General features: G+C 39.6%; 17 protein-coding genes and 1 tRNA gene. 15 read left to right on the top strand and 3 right to left on the bottom strand.

The window, feature by feature from the left end; all coding sequences use genetic code 11:
* Positions 1 to 39: 39 nt before the first annotated feature.
* Together JET18_RS17040 and JET18_RS17035 are read left to right on the top strand one after the other, a co-directional pair.
* A complete protein-coding gene (locus JET18_RS17040) occupies positions 40 to 252 on the top strand; it encodes a glyceraldehyde-3-phosphate dehydrogenase (RefSeq protein WP_202093017.1) in 213 nt (70 codons plus the stop codon).
* 143 nt (positions 253 to 395) lie between these two features.
* Positions 396 to 480: transfer RNA gene (locus JET18_RS17035), tRNA-Ser, on the top strand.
* 129 nt (positions 481 to 609) lie between these two features.
* On the opposite strand, the gene JET18_RS17030 is transcribed toward JET18_RS17035, so the two are convergent.
* Both JET18_RS17030 and JET18_RS17025 read right to left on the bottom strand, forming a co-directional pair.
* Complete coding sequence (locus JET18_RS17030; RefSeq protein ID WP_202093015.1) at positions 610 to 2,058, bottom strand: serine hydrolase; 1,449 nt, start codon at positions 2,056 to 2,058, stop codon at positions 610 to 612.
* Positions 2,059 to 2,132: 74 nt separating this feature from the next.
* Positions 2,133 to 2,966, bottom strand: coding sequence for a helix-turn-helix domain-containing protein (locus JET18_RS17025; RefSeq protein ID WP_202093013.1), 834 nt, complete (start codon positions 2,964 to 2,966; stop codon positions 2,133 to 2,135).
* Positions 2,967 to 3,590: 624 nt separating this feature from the next.
* Between JET18_RS17025 and JET18_RS17020 the strand changes: the two genes are divergently transcribed.
* The 7 genes from JET18_RS17020 to JET18_RS16990 all read left to right on the top strand — a co-directional run bounded on the left by JET18_RS17020 (position 3,591) and on the right by JET18_RS16990 (position 15,062).
* Positions 3,591 to 4,205, top strand: a complete 615-nt coding sequence (locus JET18_RS17020; RefSeq protein WP_202093011.1) for a hypothetical protein — start codon at positions 3,591 to 3,593, stop codon at positions 4,203 to 4,205.
* A gap of 202 nt (positions 4,206 to 4,407) precedes the next feature.
* Complete coding sequence (locus JET18_RS17015) at positions 4,408 to 4,854, top strand: hypothetical protein (RefSeq protein WP_202093009.1); 447 nt, start codon at positions 4,408 to 4,410, stop codon at positions 4,852 to 4,854.
* Positions 4,855 to 5,273: 419 nt separating this feature from the next.
* On the top strand, positions 5,274 to 6,860 hold the full coding sequence (locus tag JET18_RS17010) for a histidine kinase (RefSeq protein ID WP_202093007.1): 1,587 nt from the start codon (positions 5,274 to 5,276) through the stop codon (positions 6,858 to 6,860).
* Between the two features lie 112 nt (positions 6,861 to 6,972).
* A complete protein-coding gene (locus JET18_RS17005; RefSeq protein ID WP_202093005.1) occupies positions 6,973 to 9,555 on the top strand; it encodes a zinc-dependent metalloprotease in 2,583 nt (860 codons plus the stop codon).
* Positions 9,556 to 9,561: 6 nt separating this feature from the next.
* Positions 9,562 to 12,891 carry a SusC/RagA family TonB-linked outer membrane protein gene (locus JET18_RS17000; protein ID WP_202093003.1) on the top strand — a complete coding sequence of 1,110 codons (3,330 nt, stop codon included), beginning with the start codon at positions 9,562 to 9,564 and terminating at the stop codon, positions 12,889 to 12,891.
* An 11-nt stretch (positions 12,892 to 12,902) separates the two neighbouring features.
* Positions 12,903 to 14,222 carry a RagB/SusD family nutrient uptake outer membrane protein gene (locus JET18_RS16995; protein WP_202092999.1) on the top strand — a complete coding sequence of 440 codons (1,320 nt, stop codon included), beginning with the start codon at positions 12,903 to 12,905 and terminating at the stop codon, positions 14,220 to 14,222.
* 75 nt (positions 14,223 to 14,297) lie between these two features.
* Positions 14,298 to 15,062, top strand: coding sequence for a LytR/AlgR family response regulator transcription factor (locus tag JET18_RS16990; RefSeq protein ID WP_202092996.1), 765 nt, complete (start codon positions 14,298 to 14,300; stop codon positions 15,060 to 15,062).
* A 637-nt stretch (positions 15,063 to 15,699) separates the two neighbouring features.
* Here JET18_RS16990 and JET18_RS16985 read toward each other — a convergent pair.
* Positions 15,700 to 16,830, bottom strand: coding sequence for an FAD-dependent oxidoreductase (locus JET18_RS16985; protein WP_202092995.1), 1,131 nt, complete (start codon positions 16,828 to 16,830; stop codon positions 15,700 to 15,702).
* Positions 16,831 to 16,923: 93 nt separating this feature from the next.
* Between JET18_RS16985 and JET18_RS16980 the strand changes: the two genes are divergently transcribed.
* The 6 genes from JET18_RS16980 to JET18_RS16955 all read left to right on the top strand — a co-directional run bounded on the left by JET18_RS16980 (position 16,924) and on the right by JET18_RS16955 (position 26,445).
* Positions 16,924 to 17,886 carry a helix-turn-helix domain-containing protein gene (locus JET18_RS16980; RefSeq protein WP_202092993.1) on the top strand — a complete coding sequence of 321 codons (963 nt, stop codon included), beginning with the start codon at positions 16,924 to 16,926 and terminating at the stop codon, positions 17,884 to 17,886.
* A 118-nt stretch (positions 17,887 to 18,004) separates the two neighbouring features.
* Positions 18,005 to 19,807 carry a serine hydrolase gene (locus JET18_RS16975; protein ID WP_202092991.1) on the top strand — a complete coding sequence of 601 codons (1,803 nt, stop codon included), beginning with the start codon at positions 18,005 to 18,007 and terminating at the stop codon, positions 19,805 to 19,807.
* A 349-nt stretch (positions 19,808 to 20,156) separates the two neighbouring features.
* Positions 20,157 to 21,632: an ATP-binding response regulator gene (locus JET18_RS16970; protein WP_202092989.1), complete on the top strand. Its 1,476-nt coding sequence runs from the start codon at positions 20,157 to 20,159 to the stop codon at positions 21,630 to 21,632.
* Positions 21,633 to 21,636: 4 nt separating this feature from the next.
* Positions 21,637 to 25,248, top strand: a complete 3,612-nt coding sequence (locus JET18_RS16965; RefSeq protein WP_202092987.1) for a response regulator — start codon at positions 21,637 to 21,639, stop codon at positions 25,246 to 25,248.
* Entirely contained in the window at positions 25,249 to 25,614 is a 366-nt protein-coding gene (locus JET18_RS16960; protein ID WP_202092979.1) for a response regulator, read from the top strand.
* On the top strand, positions 25,615 to 26,445 hold the full coding sequence (locus tag JET18_RS16955) for a CheR family methyltransferase (RefSeq protein ID WP_202092977.1): 831 nt from the start codon (positions 25,615 to 25,617) through the stop codon (positions 26,443 to 26,445).
* Position 26,446 lies beyond the last annotated feature (1 nt).

Raw genomic sequence — 26,446 nt, 5'->3', positions numbered from 1 at the left:
TTGTATTAAAATCCATAAATTTACTTCCAATCAAAAAACATGGAAACAAAAATCATAAAAATCACCCACATCACCGGAACCTACACCATTGAAGTTCCCGAAGGAAAACTAAACGAAATGAAAAGCCAGCTGGATAAATGCCTGAATGATGAGCAGGGTGCCATTGTAGTGAAGGGAGAAGACGGCGACCAGTTCGTGTATCCAGCGGATCTTTTAAAAAACAGTTTCATTGCAATAGTAGATAGGGAATAGATTACCATGTTCCGGTAAAAATAATTCCCCTGATTTTAAGTCTATTATTAAGCTTGGTTAAAATTTATTCCGGAAAAGTTTTGCAGAAATATAAAATCGTTTTATATTTGCACCACTGAAAACGACGGTATAGCCGTTATTCAGGAGAGTTGGCAGAGTGGTCGATTGCGGCAGTCTTGAAAACTGTTGACTGTAACAGGTCCGGGGGTTCGAATCCCTCACTCTCCGCGATTTGGGAAACCAAAATAAGCCAAAACGCTGTAAACATTGATGTTTACAGCGTTTTTTGTTTTAGTGCTAGTGTCAAAATTAATAAAATATCTCTGATTACATTTTGCGATTCTTTGTTAGCGGTAGTTATTTCATGAGCAGTTTATATTTTAATTTAGCATCATTGTCTTCTGGCTCTTTTTCAAGGTATAACTTTAGATATTCAATCGCTTGTTTTTTTTGACCTGAAACCCTATATGCCTCACTTATATAATAATAGCCATAGGTTGAGTTTGGGAAAAGGTGAATATTTAACTTAAATAAATCTATTGCCTGATTGGGTTTTTTTTCGAACAATAACTTGTAACCATATCTTTCAATAAGATTTTCTCTTAATGAATATTTCTTTGAATTTTGTTCTATTGCTTTAATTCCAGCTTCGTAACCTTTATTGCATACGGTCTTAATTATATCTTTAGTATAAAAGAAATTGTCAATTGATGGTGCTGAACCCACTAATTGTTTTTTAATCAGATTACTCACTTCCCAATAATTTTCGACTTCTCCATTGGTTAGAATAACAACAGTATAGCCCAAATCCGGATAAATCATTATTTCACAAGCAATACCATCGTGTCCACCGGTATGTCCAAAGATGCGGTGTCCGTTGATTCTGTTTTCTTCAAACCCGTAGCCGTACATTCCTTCTCTATACTTTACTTTGCCTGATGTACAAAGAGCTAGACTCTCTTTGCTAAGTAAAATATTATTTTGTAAAGCATTGGCGAAATTCAACAAATCGTCAGCTGTGGAATAGCCTCCGCCAGCAGGAGTTCCTTTTGCTAAATTCGAGAAAATATTATTTTTCCATTGTCCCGGTTCTTCCAATGACATTGTATAACCAGTCGCTAAATTTGGAATCACATTATCCAATTCGTAAGCATCAGTATTAATCATTTTTGCAGGTTGGTATAGATGTTCTTTTACGTAATCAAAATAATTTTGACCCGACACCTTTTCAATAATTAATCCTAAGACCATATATCCGGAGTTGCTGTACAAAAAGTCACTACCTGGATCAAAGGCTAGCTTTTTATCAACAAACAATGGAAGGTAATCAGAAACTGTTTTGAATTTTTCTTTTGCAAGCTTATCGTATTCCTCCCAAAAACTGTTCATTCCTGAAGTGTGCGTTAATAGTTGATAGATTGTCACAGAATCCGCAACAGTTTTATTAGGATAATCTGAAAGATGCCGGCCTACTTTATCTTGAAGCGAAATTTTTCCGGATTCCACCAATTGCATAATAGCTATTGCGGTGAACATCTTGTTGATAGAAGCTAAATTGAACTTCGTGTCCGGTTTATTTTTAACACGGTCCTGCAAATTAGCAAAACCAAAGGCTTCTCTATAGATTGGTGTGCCGTCTTTTGCAATGAGAACGACCCCGCTTAAGTTATTTTCTTTTTCAAGATTTTTTAAGTGAGACTTTATCGGAGCAACAATATTTTTCAAATTTTGTGATTGGACCACAATAGGTTGCAAAAGAGCTGTCAAGAAGACAACTGTAATAAAATAGATTTGACGGATGGTCATAGGGGTTTCATTTATGATTAAGCGACAAAACTACTTTAAGCAGAAAAGGAAAAATTGTACAATTGTAAGCCTGCCTATAAAAACAGCCAATGAATTTGTTTTTTTTCCAGCGCAGTCGTTTTATTAAAAAAAACTTTGGGAGAGAGCCCTGTAACTGATTTGAATTCTCTTATCATATGAGACTGGTCAAAGTAATCAACACCATATGCAATATCCGTTAAGTTATTTCTTGCCTTATTTGATGAGTATTTGTTAACCGCATTTCTAAATCTTAATATCTTTTTGAATTGAGATGGTGTTTTGCAGATATATCGGTCAAAGTGTTTGTTCAATGTTGTACGCGAAATAGCATTTTTTTTGCATAGTTCTGTAATGGTTAAAGCGTCATTTTCTTCACACATCATTTCAGACAAAACATTTTCAAGGAAATGATGCTGAAACCCACCTAATTTTGATAACCAATATCTTTCAACAGCTTCAATTTTTTCGGAATCATTTTGCAGAGAAAGAATTTCGATCATAGCTTTTCTATAATCTTTAAAAGGTGAAAATTCAGAAAAGTTTGAACTGTTGTAATGGTTTAAATCGTGCTCCAAAAATGAATTAATAGCCAACGGTTTAAAATAGATCGTAATTTCGTTTATTTTCCCTTCGTACTGGACATACACTGGCTTGTTGAAATCAGATACCAAATTGGTCTCCACCTCATTGTCATCGCATTGACCGATGGTCAATTGATTTTCTTTATTGATCGATTTTGATCTTTCACTGCTTGAAACAATGGTGAAAATAGATGGGAAGGTGATATATTTGGCGGGTTTTTCTTCAGAGGTATGTGTGAGTATATAAATACACTCTATGTATTTTTTAAGTAAAGGATTGGAAGGGGAATAAACTTTTATTTTCATAGGCTGTCATTGGACGTTAGAGCCCAACGAACTGTTTGGGTAACTGTATATTTCTTGATTTTAATCCGTTCTACCTATGGTACATTCTAGTATACTAACACCAAAGTATTTATCAAGGTCAATAATTACAAATTTATAAAAAGAAGTATTGTTAAAACTAATAAATTTTCAATTTTCATCTTTTAATACACAATGAGGTCAGGCTTAATTTAGATCAATTTTTCCTCATCATATTTTTGTATCTCCAAAAGTAAACTCGAAGCTTCTGGAAAAAATTCAGGATCAATTAGATGCTGAAAATATAGACCATACTTCTGATGTGAAAATAGAATTGAAGAAGAAGTGATTTTACCGCTTTTTTGCAGGTGACCTATTAGAGGCTTTTAAAAGATGCTGCAGCGAAACGCTTATCAATAAAGAGATAAAGGGAGGTTACAAAATCCCTCTCTCTCCGCTAAGAGGGGTTTCTTCAAGAAGCCCTTCTTTTTTTCTAAAATAAGTAATCCTTTTTCTTTCATTTTCAGATCGTTGTGAGATAGTCTGTCGATCATTTTGGGTGTTCGATAGATACCGGTTAAAATAAAATTGATAAATTAGCAACTATAACATCTTTAAATAACGAATATGAAAAAAAGGATATTTTTAGCTGGTTTGGCTACGGCCTTTATGATTGCTGCGTGCAACAAAGATAAAAGAAACGCGTCTGAAGTGCCTTCAGGAGACCCTGTAAAAACAACCTTAGATCCTGCTCCGAAAACTAATAAATTTAATCCTGAAAATGTTCCTGTTTCTGATAAAGAACTGGGTAGTTTTCCTTACATAGTCTTACCACAGGGCTATGCCAATGTCAGTCAAAACCCGATATCAGATATGGACAAAGCTTACTTTTGGTCCGGAGATCATTTCGAGCAGCCTGAAGGAAAAGTATTTTTCAGCAGGGTAAAAGCTGAAGAAGGCAAAGTTTTTTCAGAACCCGAATTGCTTAAAGGTTTAGGCGAGTCGATTGCTTCCCTGGGAGGCGTGAAAATCAGCGAAGGAAAAATTCCTGCGGATATTGCTGATGGAATTGATGAGGCTAATAAGGTAAAGTATGTAAGTGGATATGGTTTTATAGGATATGCTGTTACTACCACATATCTGATCCGCCGCAGCGATAGGAATATCTGGATACAGATGACGCCTACCGATGATGGTGCTTCAATAGGATGGATGATTCTGGAGACAAAGCCGCAGAATTGAGTTGAAGGGCTGAATAACAATGAGATTGCCATCCTGGAGCTTGAATATACTTTGCGGATGATGGAAACTTTACAACATATAATTTTTTTCATTTCGAAAACTGTGCAGAGCTCAATAGTTCTTTTTTGTATTTTCGCATTCGCTAAACAGGCGGGCCATGCATGTTTAGAAATTGATTAAAATAATAACCTATTTACACATTATGAAAAAAATAACGATGGTAATGTTTCTCCTGTTGGGAGCTGTCTTTCTTAATGCTCAGAAAATTGAGATAAAAGATGATAATGTTTTACTGGATGGTAAAAAGATACTCAAATCAGAGAAGATCAATGTGTTCCAATATTCATTTTATACATTGGATGACAATGAAATTTTAATGTTCAGAATGTTTGACAATGAAACTCCGCAATATCAGGCAGATGATTATTATGTGATCAACTTTCTCGAGCAGAGAGTCAAAGTTCAATGTACGGATTTCAGCCGTGTAGTGAGTGGGCTGGGAATGAATTCAAAAAAGAATATGGAGAAACTGATGGCCTGGCTATTGAAAGAAAAAGTAATTACGCCGGAAGGGACTGTGAATGCAGATAAAGTGGCTGTATTCTATGATAAATATGATGAGAAAATTCTGGAAAGAACAGTTAGATAAGTCTATTTGAGGCTTTGGAAACTATTGTTGGCTGGGGTATTCGTTAATTAACCAATAGTCAGCATTTTCAAATAATTATTTTCAGTCAGTAACACATCAATAAAACAAAGTAGGTCCATTAGAATTCTAATGGAACTGCTTTTTTGCCTTATACCCATCGGCTTAGGAAGCTGAAGTAAAGCACAGCAAGCGACAAACCACTGATAAAACGTAATGAATATAACCCACACTTAATCAGCGATGAAATCACCCCCTTTGCTCCCCTTAAAATCATAAGAATTATAATAAGACCTTCGCGTCAAAAAAAAGCATAGCCACACCCATTGCCCATACAAAGCAATTAAAATGAATAAGAGTACCAATTAAAGTTTAAAAAAGGGATCATTACCTTGAACAACAAAGAAAATGATTCATAAAAAATGAGTATTAATTTTAAACATATTCTATCCCAGAAATCTATTTACATAGCCATTGCATCCGTGTGTTTCATTGCGGTGGTTGCATTCGCGGTGCTCAGTATTCTTATTACCAGCGACAGCCGGAAAAACAACGAAGAATTTGCACGGAAAACCTTTTTCAGAAAATATGAAACCATAGAAAAGGAATTCAGGAATATTGAAGACTATCAGTACCTGCTCCGGGCGCTGATCCGGAAAGACGGCCTGAAGAACTACAAAGAATATTCTTCCGTCCTTAATGATCTGAACAAAAAACGGAACCTGCTGCCGTACAGCTGGTATTCCTATTATAACGACGCTTCCGGAAAGTCCGAAAACAGCAGCCCTTTATCCGAAGTTTTCTCAAAGAAAGATAAAGAAGGGAAGTATATCAAAATACAAAACAACGGTTCAGGGCATTTCAGTGATTTCCTGATCACCCGGAAAGACAGTACCTACTGGGTAAGTTACGACTCGCTGACACTGCCCCAAAAAGCTATCCTGTACTATGGTTCTGCGGTAAGCCTGGATGATCTTCACGAATACTTCATCAATCTGGACAAGACCCCGAACAATTATGCCTATGTTTTCACCAGAGAAGGCATCTGCATCACCCATCCCGAACAGAAGTATCTCGGAAAAAATATCTTTGATTTTACGAATATCAAACCACAGGATACTTTGACCGGTAAAACAAAAGTTGGATACACAGAAGGAACCGCTGTTTCCGAGTATCTGAATCTAGAAGTCACCCGCTTTATAAAACCTTTGAAAACAGAAAACTTTGAAGGCTATGCAGTCGTGAATCATGTTAATTTCCTGATTGATGAAAGTGTAAGCAAAACAAAAACTTATACTGTGTACATCTTTCTGGCCGCTCTGTTTCTTATCGTAACGGTTTTCGTGCTTTTTCAGAGATCTACGGCGCTGGCTTATCAGGAAAAAGAAAAGATTCAGTCCGAAAAAAACCTCCTGCTCGTTGAAAACGAAAAAATGCACAGGGTAGAAGTCCTGAACCAGCTTCAGCAGCTTAAAAACAATATCAACCCGCACTTTCTGTTCAATTCACTGAATTCGCTGTATATGCTGATCGGTATTAACAAAGAAAATGCCCAGCGGTTTACGATGAATCTTTCCAAGATTTACCGTTACCTTATCGTGCCTCCGCAGGAAAATATTGTTCCCGTAGCACAGGAAATTAAGTTTATTCAGCAGTATATGGAACTTCTGAAAAGCAGGTTTGATGAAGAGCTTACTTTTGATGTAATCATTTCAGAACCAAAGAGTTTAGAAAAACGGATTCCATACCTGTCCCTTCAGATGGTGACGGAGAATGCTATAAAACACAATATAGCAACAATAGATCATCCTTTGGAAATCACCATTACAATAGAAGAGAACGGCATTGTTATTAAAAATACATGGCAGCCCAAAAAAGAAGAAGATGTTCAGGGGGAGAAATTCGGAATTGACTATTTGAATCAGGTTTATGATTATTTTAATAAAGATTCTGTTAATATGTCTTTAAGTGGTGAATATTTCATATGCTTTTTACCGTTAATTGAATAAAAAATATAATCCACTCACTCCCAAAAATACACCTCTCACTCCCTATTAATATGTACATGATCTCATTACGTCTAGTTTTGTAGACTGAAACTGAGATATCTAATAATTTGGAATGAATAGGACTATTTTAATGAAGAACTACAGACTGGCACTGTATTTAGGACTCGCTTTAGCCTCACCGGCAGCATTGGCGCAGAAAAAAGACACCATAAAAACAGACAAGGAAAAAACGGATAAAACAGAAACTTCCTCAAAGAAAGCAAAGAAAATTGAAGATCTGGTTAAAAAAGGAACCTACAAAAAAGGACTTTTTAACACCATTCAGGTGAAGACCGATGTTTATTTTGAAATCCCGGACAGCCTGATGGGACGTCAGTTCCTGGTAGTCAATAAACTGTCGCAGGTGCCCATGCAGGTGAACGAAGCCGGACTGAATAAAGGAATGAACTATGAAAATAAGGTGATTTCCTTTTACCGCGATACCGTAGCCAAAAAAGTATGGGTGAAAACCGTGGTTCCACGGGTATCATCGCCTAAAAATGATGCCATCACAAGATCTGTAAAAGACAACTTTTCAGAATCTGTGATTGAGGTTTTTGATATTGAGGCCCAGAATAACGATTCCACCTCTGTAGCCATTAAAGTAAACAAGATTTTTGACGGAAACCAGAAAAGCTTCAATGATGTTCTGGCGAATGTAGGACTTGGAGGATCGGTAAAATCAAACCTTTCCTATATTGAAAAAGTAAAAACCTTCCCTCAGAACCTTGTCGTTAAGTCCCAACTGACGACATCGGTAAATGAAGGAGGTGTAGACCTTCCGGTAACGCTGGGCGTGACTACAAACCTGGTTTTGCTTTCCAAAGTGCCGATGCAGCCAAGGATTGCAGATTCAAGAGTAGGTTTTTTCAGTGAAAAACACTGGGCGTTCAGCGACCGCCAGCAGAAAATGGATGAAGAGCAGTTCATTACCAAATGGAGACTGGAGCCCAAAGACGAAGACAAAGAAAAATATCTGAGAGGTGAATTGGTAGAACCCAAAAAACCGATCGTTTATTATATAGATCCGGCAACGCCTATCCAGTGGCGTGAAAAGATCATTGCAGGGGTGTACGACTGGCAGGCGGCTTTTGAAAAGGCAGGTTTCAAGAATGCCGTGATCGCCAAAATGCCGGATGATAAAGATGAAGACTTTGATATAGACGATGTAAGATATTCTGTAATCACATATGCTGCCTCGCCCAAGGCCAATGCGATGGGGCCTTCGGTGGTGGATCCGAGAAGTGGCGAAATCATTGAATCGGATATCATTTGGTGGCATAATGTGATGACGTCTCTTCAGGAATGGATGAGAATCCAGACCGGGCCTATTGATACCAAGGCCAGAGGGAATGTCTTCAGCGATGAACATATGGGGGAAGCCATCAGGTTTGTATCCTCACATGAGGTAGGCCATACTTTCGGGCTGAAACATAATATGGGAGCCTCTTTTGCCTTTCCTGTAGAATCTCTCCGTTCAAAGGAGTTTACAGATAAGATGGGCGGAACGGCACCTTCCATTATGGACTATGCAAGGTATAACTACGTTGCCCAGCCGGAAGACGGTGTTACAGCCATCACTCCAAAGATAGGGGTTTATGACAAATATGCCATTGAGTGGGGTTACCGCTGGTATCCGGACGGGATTTCGGAGAAAAAAGCGTTGAGAAATTTAATAGAAAAACACCAGGATGATCCTATGTATTTCTATGGAGAGCAGCAGAGCTATCTGGAAACCATCGATCCGCGTTCTCAGTCTGAAGATTTGGGTGATGACGCCATGAAAGCAGGAGAGTACGGAATAAAGAACCTGAAAATCGTTGTAGACAATCTTTTAAAATGGACCTATGACGACGGTAAAACCTACACAGACGCAGGAAAGCTGTATCTGGGAGCAATAGGACAATGGGATCTGTATACCGGGCATGTAATGGCCAATGTGGGAGGAATTTATCTGAACAATACCGTATTCGGCAGCAAGAGCAAAGCTTATGAAGCGGTACCCGCTGAAACACAGAAAAGAGCGGTTGACTATCTGATCAAAAATGCAGTAAATCTTCCGGAATGGCTGTTTTTCAACCCGATCACAGAGAAAACCTATCCGGTTAAAAATTCACCGATGGGGCCGTTCGAGCAGACTCCGTACACCTTAGCGAGAGGAATGCAGTACGGAAATCTCTATTCGCTGTTTATGGATGACCGTTTGCTGAGAATGCTTGAAAATGAATTAAAACATGAAGTTTCCGGTTCCAAAGAAGAGCTCTATACCGTGGAGAATTTGTTTGACCAGGTGCGTGGCGCTATTTTCAATAAAAAAGGAAGCCTGACCATTCTTCAAAAAATGACTCAGAAAAACTATGTGGATGCCCTCATCGTTTCGGTCAATAAATTATTTGAAAAAACAGCTGTAAAAGCTTTAAAGGTTGAAAATACACTGAATATTCCAACGATCTGCAATTTCCACGGAGAGGAAGAAAGTTTAAGGAATATCAATTATTCATCCATGAAAAGAGTATCCGAAGTCACTACCTATAAACGGGCGGAACTTCAGAAGGTACTGAACCTATTGTATACAACTAAAAATAAAGGAGATGAAGCTTCCAGGGCTCATTATGCAGACTTGATCATCCGGATAAAAGAGGCTTTAAATAAATAATCGGCTATGAAAAAAACTCTAATACTTTTACCTCTTTTGGCGGCTCAGATAGCGTTGGCCCAGGAAAAGAAAACCATTACAGGAAAAATTGCAGACGAAAATACATCACAGGTTATCGTTGGAGCATCTGTAAAAATAGAAACCCAGTCGGTTTCCACCAAAACGGACCTGAACGGGATTATTGAAAGCGTATCCGTAGGTACAGTAACGGATAAGAACGGCCAGTTCATGCTGGAAATCCCGGCAGAAACTAAATCCGTATTGATCAGCTATCCGGGCTATGAGTCCAGGATCATCATGATCAGTGAAGACAAGACCAATTATACGGTAAGGCTGATGCCTGAGGTTTCGGATAAAAACAAGATCCAGGAAGTTATCATTACCGGATACCAGAAAATTGAAAAACGTAAGCAGACTTCTGCGGTTTCCACCGTAAAGATGGACAACATCAACCAGGCGGGTGTCGCCAGTGTAGACCAGATGATGATGGGGCAGGTAGCCGGGGTTGTAGTAACGCCTGAAACCGGAGCGCCCGGAGGTCCTGCAAAAATCAGGATCAGGGGAACAGCTTCCCTTTCCGGTCCGCAGGATCCGTTATGGGTGGTTGACGGTCTTCCGTTAGAAGGAAATGATGTGCCTAATTTCAGCGATAAAGATAATATAGACCAGCTTCAGAACTTTTCTATTGCAGGACTGAACCCTAATGATATTGAAGATATTACCATCCTGAAAGATGCAGCTGCAACAGCCATTTACGGAGCAAGAGCTGCCAATGGGGTAATCTCCATCACCACGAAAAGAGGGAAGAAAGGAACGATGAGGCTGAACTTTTCGGCAGATACTTTTGTGACATCACGCCCTGATTTCAGCAGGCTGAATCTGTTGAACGCCTCTGAAAAAGTTGACCTTGAATTAATGCTTGCCAGCCGTGCCGATCTTACGTACCGTGCTGATAAAGGCGAGGTGATGAGGATTTTAATGAAGAACGGCCAGCTTGATGCCTACAGAAACGGAGGATTGGACGCATTGAATTCAATGACCCGCTATCAGATCGACGGCTTAAGAGCCAACAGTACAGACTGGGGCAAGCTGCTGTACAGAAACGCCATCAATAAGCAGTATGGAGTAAGTCTTTCAGGAGGAAGCGACCGTTCAGATTATTATTTCTCACTGGGATATTATGATGAAGAAGGAACAACCATCGGAACCGGTTTTGAAAGATATAACCTTACTTTAAAGAACAATTACAAAATAAGCGATAAGTTAAATGCAGGAATCGCTATTTTCGGAACACGCAGCGAGAAAGAGTCGTTTATGACAGATGCGGATGCATCAGCGAGCCCGATTAATTATTCAAGAAATGCCAATCCGTATATGAATCCTTTCAATCCGGATGGAAGCTATAACTATGATAAGGATATAGACGGTTTTGCAGATACCTATATTCCTTTCAATTTCCTTGAAGAAAGGGAGAATACAGAATATACCCTGAAGAATCAGTCATTAAAGGCCATATTGGATTTAGAATACAAAGCAACCAAAAACCTGAGGTTTACTTCACAGCTGGGTATTCAGTATGATACCAATAAGACGGAAAAATACGCCGGACAGGAAACCTACTTTACCAGAAAGATGAAAGAGGGAACCCGTTACTATAAAGATGGTGCCTACCGTTATTTTCTGCCTGCCGGAGATATCAAGCAAAACTGGAACAATGATTTCTTTCAATACAACTGGAAATTACAGGGGTTGTACAGCACAAGAATTAATTCGGTGCATGAGATCGATTTGATGGCCGGAACTGAAATCCGTAAAACAGAGGATAATACCACGGTTACCAGAGCTTTTGGTTTTAACAGCCTTACCAAAACAGGAACCCCGATCATATTTCCCAACTCTGATTATGCCGGAGACAAAAAATACGAGACCTATCGTGAAATGCCTACGGTAGAGAACGCTTATGCTTCTATGTTTGCTACCGCTTCTTATACCTATGATCAGAAATATACCTTTTTCGGAAGTGTGAGATATGATGGAACCAACCTTTTTGGAGTCAATAAAAAGTACAAGTACCTGCCAATCTGGGCTGTTTCCGGTTCCTGGCTGGTAACAAAGGAAAACTTTATGAAGAATGTACCTCTTATTTCCAATCTGAGATTAAGAGCTTCCTATGGTTTACAGGGAAATATTGACCGTAATACCTCTCCGTTTTTCATCGGGGAATATGGAGAAGCCAACATTCTTCCCGGACCAAAAGAAGAAATTATTAATGTAATCACAGCTCCGAATGATAAGCTACGCTGGGAAAAAACAACCAATGTGAATCTGGGGCTGGATCTGGGATTGTTTAAAAACCGGATCAACCTTACTGCGGATGTATACAGCAGAAAAGGGACGGATATGATCAGTATGAGAGAAACACCCCTTGAAACAGGATTCAATTATACCATGATGAACTGGGGAAGCTTAACGAACAAAGGTTTTGAATTGGCAGTTTCTACCAGAAATATTGATAATGAAAACTTCAAATGGTCTACCACCATTAACTTTGCTCATAATAAAAGTAACGTCATTACTGAGCAGCCCCGCCAGAATTCAATGCTTCCTTCAAGAGAAGGGCTTCCTGTAAATGCGGTATTTGCTTTGAAAACAGCAGGAATGGATGAGAATGGCAATCCGATGTTCTGGAAAGGAAATGAAAAGGTGAAAATTGAAGATTTCTTTAAACTCTATGATGTGTATGAAGAATTCCTTCCGGGGCAGCTGGTAGGAACAAAGCTTACCGCGGAAGAGATGAGAGGCCTTTTTACTTACGTTGGAGACAGGGATCCTAAATTTACCGGGGGTATTATAAACACCTTTAAAGTACATAATTTTGATCTGACTGTTTCAGCAGCTTTCAACTTTAAACAAACGGTGATGAGATCGCCTTCTTACAGAGGAACGAATCTGGACAGAGGAAGAAATTATACAAGAGATATCTATGAGGCGGGACTTTCACTTCCGGCCATAACAAGTCCTGATATGGAAAGCAATCCGGGATGGATGGGGAACAAATGGCTTACCGACAGTCCGAATAACAGCTATGGTCTGCTTGATATTTGGGCAAAAGAGATCAGTTACCTGAGAATCAGCAGTATCCGTTTAGGATATACACTTCCTAAAGAATTTACAAATCCTATGGGAATCAGCAGTCTGAGACTGAGTGTGGAAGGGCGTAACCTGTTTGTATTCAGTAACGGGTATAAAGGATATTTTGATCCGGAAACCTATGGTAATATTTATGCACAGCCTATTGCCAAATCAGTTACAATCGGCTTTAATGTTTCTTTTTAAAACTTGAAAAAATGAGAAAAATAACTACATTCATTGCTCTGGCAGTCATCAGCTTTACAAGTATCGGCTGTGACCGCTTTCTGGATATTCAGCCTGAAGGAAAAGTGATTCCGGTTAGCGTTGAAGATTACAGAAAAATACTGACGTCCGCTTATTCCAAATATCCTATTCATAAATCCCTTGCTGCACTTCGTACAGATGAGATGGTGATAGACGAAAATACCAGTGATTTCCCTTACTATCGGGAGCTGGCTATGTGGAAGGACAGTAATTATGATGCTGAAACAAAAGAATTTCAGTGGGCAGATTTTTATACGGTCATCTTCTATCTGAACCAGGCGATCAACGAAGGAAGCAAGACCATGAAAGATTCTCCTGAAAAGAATCAGATTCTGGCAGAAGCTTATGCATTGCGTGCGTATTCCTATTTTGATTTGGTTAATTTATATGCAAAACCTTATAATGCTGCTACGGCTTCCGCGGACAGGGGAGTTCCTATCAGTTTGAAAGCTGACATGGAAGCAGTATTAAAACCTTCTACCGTACAGGAAGTTTACAATCAGATTCATGAAGATATAGAAAAAGCAGAGGGACTTATGGTGGAACAGCAGCAGGCTGCCGGTGCTAACTATAAATTTTCTAAAAATGCTCTGATCGCTTTTAATGCAAGACTTGCCCTTTATCAGGGAGACTGGAATAAAGCACTGTATAATGCACAGGCGGTATTGGCTGTAAAAGGAGAATTAAGTAATTTAAATACCAGCAATACTGCCCCCAACCTATATACGTCCGTGGAATCTATTATGGCACTGGATAATCCATTGAATACCAATGTGCAGAATGTGATTTTTGCCTCTCCGGAACTGATTTCAAAATATAATTCCGCTACAGACAAAAGATTTGGAATCTATTTTGAAAAAAATAACAATAAGTATAAAGTGATTAAAGGAGGCAGTAATAATTTCAGAGTCTCTTTCAGAACGGCTGAATTATACTTTATAAAATCTGAAGCATTATTAAAACTCAACAGGCTTGATGAAGCTAAAGAAGCATTGCTGAAAGTTTTAGCCAACAGATATACTCCTGCAGGATATACCTCAGTTCAGAACGAGATCAGTCCAATGAATGCCTCACAGTTCATGAGTTATCTTCTGGACGAAAGATTCAGGGAGTTTGCTCTTGAAGGCCACAGATGGTTTGATCTGAGAAGAGCGGATCAGAAAAAAATTATTCATATCGTCAACGGTGTAGAATATATTCTTCAGCAGAATGACCCGAGATATACCATAGAATATCCTATGAGTGCCAAGAAGAACAATCCGAATTTATAAAACATTTATATTAACATCCCCTGAAACCGCTTGAACGTAATAGTTTAAGCGGTTTTTTCGTACTTTTGTGAGGTTATGAAAATCGCCATTATAGAAGACGAACTGCTGGCTGTTAATTATCTCAGGGATCTGCTGGATAAGCAGACCATCGTCCCTGTCACAGAAACCGTGATTCTCCGTTCAAAAAGACAGGCCATAGACTTCTTCGAAAACCATTCTGCTGACCTTATCTTTATGGATATTCACCTCGGCGACGGCATGAGTCTGGAGATTTTTGAACATGTTGAACTTTTTACCCCGATTATTTTCATCACCGCTTTTGATGAATATGCCATGAGGGTTTTCAGGCATTTTACCATAGATTATCTTCTGAAACCTTTTGAAGAAGAAGATCTGCATAAAGCATTACAGAAATTCATTTCCATAAGATCCAATTTTGATCCCGAACCTGTCCTCAAATCTATTTCCACCTTACGCCAGCCGGAAAATCCCGGGAAAATGAATCATTTCATGGTACGCGAGGGAAATAAACTGAAATCAATAGACGAACATCAGACCGCTTATTTCTTTGCTTCCGGAAAATACCTGTTCCTGACCACCAGAGACAACAAAACCTATATTTATGATGATACCATTAAAGACATCATCCATAAACTGAATCCCGGATTGTTTTTTAAGATCAACCGCAAATTTATCATCAATAAAACTGCCATCGTTGAGATCATCAAGCATTCCAGCCAGAAAGTAGAACTGAAACTGTCCCCGGCTCCTGAAATCAATTCAGACGTATTTATCAGCAAAAGACAGATCACGGAATGTTTAAACTGGATTAAAAGCTGATTAAATCAATTTTCATAAATACACACAGAAACATTTACTGAATTACCCAGGTGCAGAATCAATATTCATAAACATCTGTGAAAATCTGTGGTTAAAAAAATCTGCGAAAGAATAAACGATCACAAAATTATCAGTAAACGTACCAATAAATCAACAGCATTCAATTTTATCTTCGATAAAATCCTCGCGCCTTAAAACATACAGAAGAAATAAAAACTTTTGCGTCCTTGCGATAACCAACAATTTCCAGAAATTAGTCTTCAAGTTACTCTGTAGTTAAAAAAATCTGCATTATCCGTAAAATCTGCGTGAGATATATCAAAAAGCAATTTTTTTCTCTAAATATTCTTTTGTCTTGAAACAAAAGAATGAAAAATTCAAGACCTGGAAACTTCCGCTAAAAATAAATCCTGTTCACTAAAAATTCTAAAACTTGCGCGAGTCCAATATGGATTATTCAGTTCAGAAAAGGTCTCGCGCTTCAGACAGTAGAATTTTCTTAACGTTCACAGCATTTATTTTCTTAACGCTCCATTTTCCTATGTCGGTTTTATCACAGTTGTAAAAATAATCTTTTCAGAAGATCTGTGTCATCCGTGAAAATCTGTGGTAAAAAAAATCTGCGAGAGAGATTTTATCAGTTAATTAATTGCTCAAAAGAAAAATCAGCTTCAAGCATCTCTGCCTCGTTTCTGGATGAAGCCAGCTGTGCTTCCGAAGCATATCTGAACATTTCCTCCTCATAGCTTTCAATAGCATTTTTCAGAGTTTTATAATTGCCTTCCGTTAGTTTTTCAGATAAGAGCAGAGCATCCATCAGCCCTGTATTCACACCCTGGCCTGCAAACGGAGGCATCATATGTGCGGCATCCCCAATCAGGGTGATGGGAAGCGGGCGAGTGGTCTTCCACGGACGATCCAGCGGAAATTTTCTTATAGGAAGGCTATGGAAATCAACTGTAGCATAGAATAATTCCTTAAAACGGTTATCCCAGTCTGAAAACCTGTTCAAAAGAAATTCCCGGATATGATCAGTTTCCTGAAGTTTCAAAGGATGAGCATCATTCCGGCTGTCAGGTTCTTTAAAAATAATACCATAGGTCATATTCCCATTATTACAGGGATTGATGACAATTAAATTACCTTTATAAGCAGCCATCAGCCTTTTGCCGTCACAGAATTCATAAAACTCAGGACACTGTATGTCAGGCTGCGGTATATCTCCCTGAATAATCATGGTTCCGGTAACTTCCACTTCGGAGTCTGTAACGTACGATCTTATTTTAGACATTCCTCCATTGGCCCCGATCACAAGGTCTGCGGTGGCGGTGGTTCCGTTCTCAAAATGCAGCAGCCATTTCCCTTCTGAAATTTCAAGTTCCGTACATTTTCTATCCCATATGATGGTGTTGTCATTTAAACTGTCCAATAGCATTTTCCGCAGAACGTTTCGGTTAATTTCAGGGTTATCATACTGGTTTTCGGGGGTGATCTGTTTTGTGAATATCGTTTTACCTTTTTCGTCGGTCATAATGATTCCCATGGGTAGCGCCAAAGCATAATATTCATCCAGCAGTCCTGCTTTTTTCATGGCTTTTTGTCCCGATTCTTTATGCAGGTCAAGAGTGCCGCCCCAGATTCTTGCCTGTGGATCCTTGTCTCTTTCGTAAACCGTCACATCAGCACCATTTTGCTGTAATAATTTGGCCAGGGTAAGTCCGGCCGGGCCTGCACCAATAATTGCTGTTTTTTTATTGTTGAGTAACATGATTTTGTCTGGTTAAATGTGAGTACAAATTTCCGGGTCATTTTAGAAATAAAATAATTACATTAGTCGTAAAAATAGCTGTAAAAGACTTTTATGGAAAAAGATAATCCTTCGGTTCCCAATGTCCTGAAAAGCCTGGCGCGGTTATTAGGAACAGAGATTAAAGATAGAAGACTGGAGATTCCTTCTCAATCGGGAAAAGGGTATTGTACAGGATTTATCTTTAATGAACATATCCGCATGCTGATCAGCAATTACGAACTCAATGAAGATATTCTGCTTGAAAACCCGGAGAAGGATGGTGGTAAAAGAATGATATTCTTTAAACTTCAGAACATTTTTTCTCAGTCAGAAATTTTATCACCGACAAAAAACCGTACAGAAATCCCCTCTGTTTTAATTGCCACCAGCCGTCTCAATACTGATGAGGTAATCGCAATCCATTCAAACATTGGAACCATTAATATTGAGGTTGATGCAGATTATCTGACCAGATTGTTTGAATTATCCGGCCAGTCACCCATATTAAAAAGCCTGCTGGAAAACACACAACCTTATCTTTTTGAACAGATGATGCACCCATCCCTTCAGAAGATTGTCAATGAAATTCTGTACGAATCGGTTGATGAAGCTTTTCAACTGTTTTTTATGAGGATCAAAGCAGAAGAACTCATCTGCAGATTAATGATGGAACTTGAAAAGCGCAGTGAAAAACGTTTGTATGCCTTAAATGTTAAAGATATCGAAACCATTTACAAAGTACGGGAAAAGCTTCTGGAACATCTGGAAATTCCTCCTGTTATCGGAAAACTGGCTGCAGATTCGGGGATGAGTCCTACCAAACTGAAACGGTTGTTCAGGCAGATTTTTGGCGACAGTATCTTCAGTTATTACCAGACATTCAGAATAAAGGAAGCCGCGTTTCTGCTGAAAGAAAATAAATATTCTGTTTCAGAAGTAGGATACAAGCTGGGTTTTACCAATCTCAGTCATTTTTCAAAGATCTTTAAAGAGCACAACGGAATGAATCCAAAACAATATGCGATGAACTCATAAGGATTTCAGAATAATACAGTTAAAATAATTTCCTGTTAATTTTTTGAAACAGTTAAAAAAAACTGCTTATTTCATTATGAAACTTAAGTATTTTTGAAAAACTAAATATCCAAAATACATGAAGATCAAAACTTCTTTTTATACTCTGCTCATCATCGGAGCCCTTTCCACTTCATTATCTGCACAAACCCAGTCGCAGTTGAAGGCGCAGATTTCCAAAGTAGAAGCCGGATTAATGCCTGCTGTCCGCTTCCAGGGCGAACCTGTGTGGACTTTACAATCCAGAATGAAGCACTACAATATTCCCGGAGTCAGTATTGCGGTGATTAAAAATTCCAAAGTGATCTGGGCAAAATCTTATGGTTTTGCTGATGTAGAGTCCAAAACGCCGGTGAACACCCAAACTCTGTTTCAGGCCGCATCCATGAGCAAACCGGTAAGTGTGTATGCCGCATTAACAGAGGTTGAAGCCGGAAAAATAAATCCCGATGCCGATGTAAATACTTATCTGAAATCCTGGAAAGTTCCTGAAAATGAATTCACTAAAGAGAAAAAAGTCACTTTTAGAAATATTGTCAGCCACACTGCCGGCTTTACAGTAAGCGGATTTCCGGGTTATGAAGCGGGTAAACCTGTTCCGGCACTGGTTCAGGTTTTGAATGGACAAAGTCCGTCCAATACACCTGAGGTCACCGTGAATAAACTGCCTGGAACCCCTTTCCGGTATGCAGGCGGCGGGTATTGCGTTCTGCAGCAGATGCTCATTGATCTGGAAGGAAAAGATTTCACCACCATTATGAAAGAAAAAGTACTGATGCCGCTGAACATGAAAAACAGTACATTTTCTCAACCGCCGTCAGAAGCCTATTCACAGTTTGCCGCTACAGCATACAATCAGGAAGGCACTAAGGTTTCCGGAAAATACCATATCTATCCCGAGCAGGCAGCGGCAGGCTTATGGACCACTGCTGAAGATCTGGCTAAATTCGTCATTGATGTCCAGAACACCCTGAATGGTAAAAGCACCACCATTATTTCACAAAAAACAGCGGAGGAATTCACAACACCATTCATCGATCCGTTTATGGGGCTGGGCATCTTTCTGGAAGACAGGGGAGGACATATGTATTTTAACCACGGCGGCTGGAATGAAGGGTTCTCCAGCAGATTTATCGCCAGTAAAACAAGCGGTGACGGAATTGTCGTATTAACGAATACGAACCAACCCCAATTTGTAGAAGAGCTGATCCGTTCCGTGGCAGAAGTATATCACTGGCCCAAGTTCAACCTTCCGGCTGAGAAAATTTTACCTTTAACTCAGGAAGATTTCAGCAATATAGGCCGCTACAGGAATGATACTTATGGTTTTTTCAGGATTTATCGTGAAAAAGGAAAGCTCATGGCGGTCAATAATACGGAAACGCCTATTGAACTTATCAAAACAGGAAAAGATACTTACTCAGTCCGCGAGTGGGATTTTAAGCTTAAAATGGTGAAGAATGAGCAGACAGGAAATAAAGAGCTTGCACAGATTCTTCCCAATGATAAAATCCGGTCGCAGGGGCCGCAGATGGCTGACATTGAAAAAACGCCTCTGGAAATGATTCTGGAAGGAAATTTCGACCAGGGACTAGAAGTCTATAAAAATGCTAAAATCAAAGATCAAACCCACCACCTTCTTTCCGAAAGCTATCTGAATGATGTAGGCTACACCATGCTGCGTAAGAAAGAGTTCACAAAAGCGATTGATGTTTTCAGGCTGAATGCTGCATTGTACCCTAAAAGTGAAAATGTCTACGACAGTTTGGGAGAAGCTTATCTGAAGGCGGGTCAAAAGGACAAAGCCCGGGAGAATTACCAGAAAGTACTGGAAATAAACCCTAAAAATGAAAATGTGATGAAAGTTTTAAAAACATTATAAATACAGACTGTCTTCAGAATTTTGAAGGCAGTTTTCTTTTAATCCTGAAGCTGCGTCTGGCCTTTCCGTTAGCAGATATCAGAGGTTGATCAGAAGAATGGCTGGTATTTCTTGAATTTTAAACGTTTTATAGTCGTTGCATACCTTTTAAAATATTATTTATTGAATAAATTGATGTTTTTTTGAATAAAATGATTGGTATAGTAATATTTTTTTTAAAAATTGATTTATAAGTATATATGTGTGGTATGTGGCCATAAAATGATTAAAAAATAAATGTTTTTCGAAATTTTGTAAGTATTTTTGATGCTGCCAAATATTTATAAACTACCAAGTACTGATTCATTTTATGATCTTAATTGTTGATGATAACCAAAGCAACCTTTATTCACTGAAAAAACTGCTGGAATCTAAAGATTTTCAGGTAGATACAGCAGAATCCGGAGAAGAGGCCTTAGGAAAAGCTCTAAAAAATAATTATGCACTGATTATTCTGGATGTGCAGATGCCCGGCATGGATGGGTTTGAGGTGGCTGAAACCTTAGCCGACTACAGCAAGACAAAAGAAGTTCCCATTATATTTCTGTCGGCGGTAAATACCGAGAAAAAATTTATCACCAGAGGGTATGCCTCAGGAGGAAAAGACTACGTCACAAAACCCGTAGATCCTGAAATTTTACTGTTGAAAGTGAAGACTTTTTACAGCCTTCAGGAGCAGAATCTGGCCATGAAAAAGACCCAGGAGAGTCTGGAATTGGAAGTGAAAGGCAGACGTGAATCTCAGGTCACCATGAAATCCCAGATCGATCATTTTCAGCTCATGCTGGAATCGCTGCCGCAAATTGCATTTACCCTCAATGAAGAAGGAAATATAGAGTTTGTAAACCAGAAGTGGTTTGAATATTCAGACTCAGATCTTGATTTCCCGGAAGTTCATGATGATGATCTTAACATCAGGGAAGAGTTTGATCGCTGCATGAAAAAAAACAGAGCGCTTGAAATGGAGGTCCGCATCAGAAACAGAGAATCCGGAGACTACCGTTACCATCTTTTGCGCATAACGCCTGTGAATGACGAAAACGGCATCAAAAACTGGGTAGGAACTTTCACGGATATTGATGATCAGAAAAAAGTTGAAAAAGAAAAGGATGAATTCCTGAGTATTGCCAGCCATGAGCTGAAAACACCATTAACCAGTATCAAAGCCTATGTTCAGCTGCTTGACCGTAAACTGAAACTGGACAAGCAAAGCGCAGAAGCCGGATTTATGACCAAAGTTCAGGATCAGATCGAAAAACTGAACACCCTGATTGCAGATCTGCTGGATGTTTCCAAAATAGAAAATGGTAAACTGAAGATCAACAGAAAGCCGACCAGCCTTGAAAACGTGATCAACAATGCCGTTGAAACCATCATACAGACCCATGATGAAAACAAGGTGAAGATCGACAGACACGGTGTAAAACCCAATATTCTTATCCCTATAGACGAAATCCGTATAGAACAGGTCCTGATCAATTTCCTGACCAATGCTATAAAATATTCCCCTCAGAACAACCAGGTCATCGTTACTACTTTTGTAGATGAAGAAGAGCAGGAAGTAAGGGTGAACGTTACCGATTTTGGAATAGGAATTCCCGATTTCAAGCAGGATGCCGTATTCCGTAAGTTCTACCGTGTGGAAGAATCATCGCTGCAGTTCCAGGGAATGGGAATCGGACTGTTTATCTGTTCGGAAATTATCAAGCAGCATCACGGAACCATTGGCGTATCCAGTAAAGTAGATGAAGGCTCTACATTCTTTTTCACCTTACCTTTAAATTAATCTCATGCCAAAAAACATCATAAGAAACCTACAGTTTGGGGTTGGTTTATCGCTGCTGATCCTTATTGCAAGTTCAGTAGCATCCTATCTGAGTATCCAGAACCAGATGGACCACCGGGAAAGCGTCTCCAAAAGCAGACGTTCGGTAGCTGCCGTAAAAGATGTTCTTGTTGCCCTGCTTGATGCAGAAACGGGAAACAGAGGCTATCAGCTTACCGGACGGGAAAACTTTCTTGAACCTTATAACAGGAGTTTAAAAGAATTTTCCCAGGCTATAGAAAGAGCAAAATCACTGGATATTTCCGATAAAAAACAACTGGAACGTTTACATGATCTTGAAGAAAATGTTAACAGTAATATTGAAAACTTAAAGCTTTTTGTTCAGAACAGGCGCAATGGTAAAGTGATGACCCAGGAGCAGATCCTGCTGAGCAAAAGCTATATGGACAAATGCCGGGTGATTGTCCGCGATTTTGTTCAGTATGAAGACAGCCAGCTGGAGATTAAGAATAAAGATCTCGACCGCTCGTCCGGTACAACCGTTTTATTTATCGTTATTTCAGCCCTGGCAGCGGTAGTTGTCACGATCTTTTTTTACTTTAAATTAAGAGCAGACCTGATCCGCAGAGATAAACTGGAAAGAGAACTGAGAGAAAAAGACCAGGAAATCAGCAGAAGGGTAAGCGCTATCCAGCAGATTGCCAACCGCGTTGCCAATGGTGATTACAGCCAGAAAGCGGTAGATCATTCACAGGATGATTTGGGAGATCTGGTAGATTCATTAAATCACATGACGGATTCCCTGAAGAAATCTTTTGACAAGATCAATAAAAGCGACTGGCGTCAGAAAGGTCTTGCTTTACTGAATGAATCCTTAGTCGGAAATAAATCCGTAAAAGAAGCTTCCGATCAGTCTCTGAACCAGCTTATAGAATACGGAAAATGCATTAATGGCGCCTTGTATCTTTATGACGAAGGCACATTAAAATTAAGTGCATCCTACGGCCTTGAAAATACCATGAAAAAAACTTTCGAGCCGGGAGAAGGAATGGTAGGCCAGGTTTTCAGCGATGAAAAAATACAGGTATACAACCACCTCAATGAAGAAGATTTTGTGGTGAGTTTTGCCAGCAGCAGAATAAAAATCAACGGAATCCTCCTGGTTCCGGTTCATGCAGACGGTCATTGCATCGGTATTCTTGAACTGGGATCGGCGACAGATTTTGATGAAGACAGAATTAATTATTTTGCGGAATGCAGCAGAAACATCGGCATTGCATTAAATGCAGCGAAAGGCCGTGAAAAAGAACAGCAGCTGCTTGAAGAAACACAGGCACAGTCCGAAGAACTGCAGGTACAGCATTCCGAGCTGGAAAATCTGAATACCGAGCTGGAAGCACAGACCCAAAAACTTCAGGCTTCAGAAGAAGAACTGAAAGTACAGCAGGAAGAGCTGATGCAGGCTAACGCCGAACTGGAAGAGCGTTCAAGAATGCTGGAGGAAAGAAACCACATGATTGCCCAGCGAAACGGCGAGATCCAGAAAAAAGTGGAAGAGCTCGCTTTAAGCACCAAATACAAATCTGAATTCCTGGCCAATATGTCCCATGAACTCAGAACTCCATTAAATTCAATCCTCCTACTTTCCAGATTAATGGCGGAAAATCCTGATGAAAACCTCAATGAAGACCAGATAGAATCTGCAAAAGTCATTCAGAGCTCCGGAAGCAGCCTTCTGACCCTGATTGACGAGATTCTTGACCTCGCTAAAATAGAATCAGGAAAAATGACCCTTGAATACCAGGATGTTGTCGTCAATGATATCATCCGGGATTTAAGAAGCCTGTTTAATCCGATTATGCAGGAAAAACATATCAGATTTGATATTCATGTAGAGGAAGAGGTTGAAAAATCTATTGAGACCGACAGGCTTCGTGTAGATCAGGTATTGCGCAACCTTTTGTCCAATGCCATTAAATTTACCTCAGAGGGAAGCATCAGTTTACATATTAGAAAAGATACCGAAAACAAAGATTTTATTGTTTTCAGTGTAAAAGATACAGGAATCGGGATTCCGGAAGAAAAGCAGGCGATTATTTTTGAAGCTTTCCAGCAGGCAGACGGATCTACGCGCAGAAGATTTGGAGGAACCGGACTGGGGCTTTCCATCAGCCGTGAAATTGCGAGATTGCTGGGAGGAGAATTAAACCTCAAAAGTAAAGTGAATGAAGGCAGCGAATTCAGCCTGATCATCCCAATAACGGCCATATCTGAAGCCGTTCAGCCGGAAAATGACCAGCATCTTGTGGAAACCATCCGTGAAGATGTGGAAGAAATCCAGAATATCCTGGAAGACGGTGAAGTTGAAACCTCAATTCCGGTGGAAATACTTGCCATTCCGGAAGCTGTAGAAGATGACCGCGATGGCATCACGGCAGAGGATAAAGTGATCCTGATCGTAGAAGACGATATTAATTTTGCAAAAGCCCTTCTCAAATATGCCCGCATGAACCAGTACAAAGGAGTAGTGGTGGTGAGGGGAGATTTTGCACTGTCTGCGGCGGTTCAGTATCATCCGCAGGCTATTCTGCTGGATGTTCAGCTTCCGGTAAAAGATGGCTGGCAGGTGATGGATGAGCTTAAATCCAATGCCTCAACCAGACATATTCCGGTTCATATGATGTCTGTACTGCAGGTGGAACGCGAAAGTTTAATGAAAGGCGCTATTGATTTCATTAATAAGCCGATGGCCCTGGATAAAATGACAGATGTTTTCAAGAAAATTGAAGACGCCCTTCAAAAATCTCCGCAAAAGGTTCTGATTGTAGAAAATAATGCTAAGCATGCCAGCGCATTGGCTTATTTCTTAAGCAATTTTAATATCTCTTTATCCGTAGAAAATAATGTGGAAGACAGTGTGAAAGCATTGACCACAGACTATGTAGACTGCGTTATTTTAGATTTGGGAGCTTCAAAAGGAAGTGAGTACCAGATCATAGAATCCATCAAAAGCTATGAAGGACTGGAAAACCTGCCGATTATTATTTTTTCCGAGCATAGTTTATCCAAATCCGAAGAGCTGAAGATCAGGCAGTACGCAGATTCCATCGTGGTAAAAACAGCCCATTCCTACGAAAGGATTTTAGATGAAGTAGGTTTATTCTTACATTTGGTGGAAGAAAAAAACAACTCTGTTGAAACGGCAAGGAATAAAGTGTTAGGCTCCTTAACCGAAGTTTTAAGCGGGAAAAAAATACTGATCACCGATGATGATGTAAGAAATATTTTCTCTCTGACCAAAGCTCTGGAAAAATATAAAGTTGAGGTTGTGGTAGCCATGGATGGAAAACACGCGCTTCAGCAGATTAATGAACACAAAGATATAGACGTGATCCTGATGGATATGATGATGCCTGAAATGGACGGGTATGAAACCATCCGGGAGATCAGAAAAATGCCGGCGTTCATGAGGCTTCCTATCATTGCCATTACAGCAAAATCCATGATCGGGGACCGTGAAAAATGCATCGTGGCGGGTGCTTCAGATTATATTTCAAAACCTGTGGATATTGATCAGTTATTATCCTTACTGCGGGTGTGGTTATACGAAAGTTAAATGATGAAAAAGAAAATTTTAATTGTGGACGATGATCCACGTAATATATTTGCACTTAAACTGACGCTGAAGGCGCGTGGTTATCAGATAGAAAGCTGCACAATGGCTCAGGTAGCTATTGAAATTTTACAGGAAAAAGAAATAGACATCGTTCTGATGGATATGATGATGCCTGAAATGGATGGTTATCAGGCCATTAAAATGATCAGAAATACACCGGGAATAAGCGAGGTTCCTGTGATTGCCGTTACAGCTCAGGCCATGCCTGAAGACCGTCAGAAATGTCTGGATGTGGGAGCTCAGGATTATATTTCAAAGCCTGTGGACGTAGATCAGTTAATGATAGCTATCGAAAAACTTTCCTAGATGTTAGAGCCGAGTATCGTAAAAGATGAAGAAGTAGAATATCTGATCAAAGATGTGTATGAAATGTACGGTTACGACTTTTCAGAATACAGCAGGGCTTCTTTTAAACGCAGGGTCAACAGGATCTGTCTCATTGACAGGTTTACCAGCTTCGCCGAGTTACGCTATACGATCATCAACGATCCTGAATATCTGAAGCGTTTTGTAGAAGAAATCACGGTGAATGTTACGGAAATGTTCCGCGATCCGCTTTTCTTTAAAAAACTCAGGGAAAAGATTTTACCGCAACTGGGAACCTATCCGCTGATCAGAATCTGGGTAGCGGGCTGTTCTACGGGCGAAGAAGCCTATTCAATGGCGATATTGCTCAAAGAAGCTAATCTGTACCATAAATCACTGATCTATGGAACGGACCTGAACCCCTCTGTTCTGGAAACCGCAAGGTCAGGTGTTTTCCCGTTGCAACAGATGAAACTGTATTCTGAGAATTACATCTTATCTGGTGGTAAAAAAGACTTTTCCGATTATTATACGGCGAATTATGACAGCGTAAGATTTGATAAAAGTTTACAGGAAAAACTGATATTGTCTACCCATAATTTGGTTTCGGACAGTTCTTTCAACAGTTTCCAGCTGATTATCTGCAGAAATGTCCTGATCTATTTTGACCGGGATCTGCAGGAAAGGGTCTTTAAACTTTTTGACAGCAGCCTTGAAAATCTCGGTTATCTGGCTTTAGGTTCAAAGGAAACGCTGAGATTTTCCAAACTGGATAAGGCATATCACCAGGTGGATGACCAGCGGATCTGGAAAAAAACGGAACACAACTAAT

It is taken from the genome of Chryseobacterium endalhagicum (genome assembly GCF_016745235.1).
GTDB classification, from domain to species: Bacteria; Bacteroidota; Bacteroidia; order Flavobacteriales; family Weeksellaceae; genus Chryseobacterium; species Chryseobacterium endalhagicum.
The sequence above is the reverse complement of the archived record's forward strand: the minus strand, read 5'-3'. Positions and strand labels throughout refer to the sequence as shown.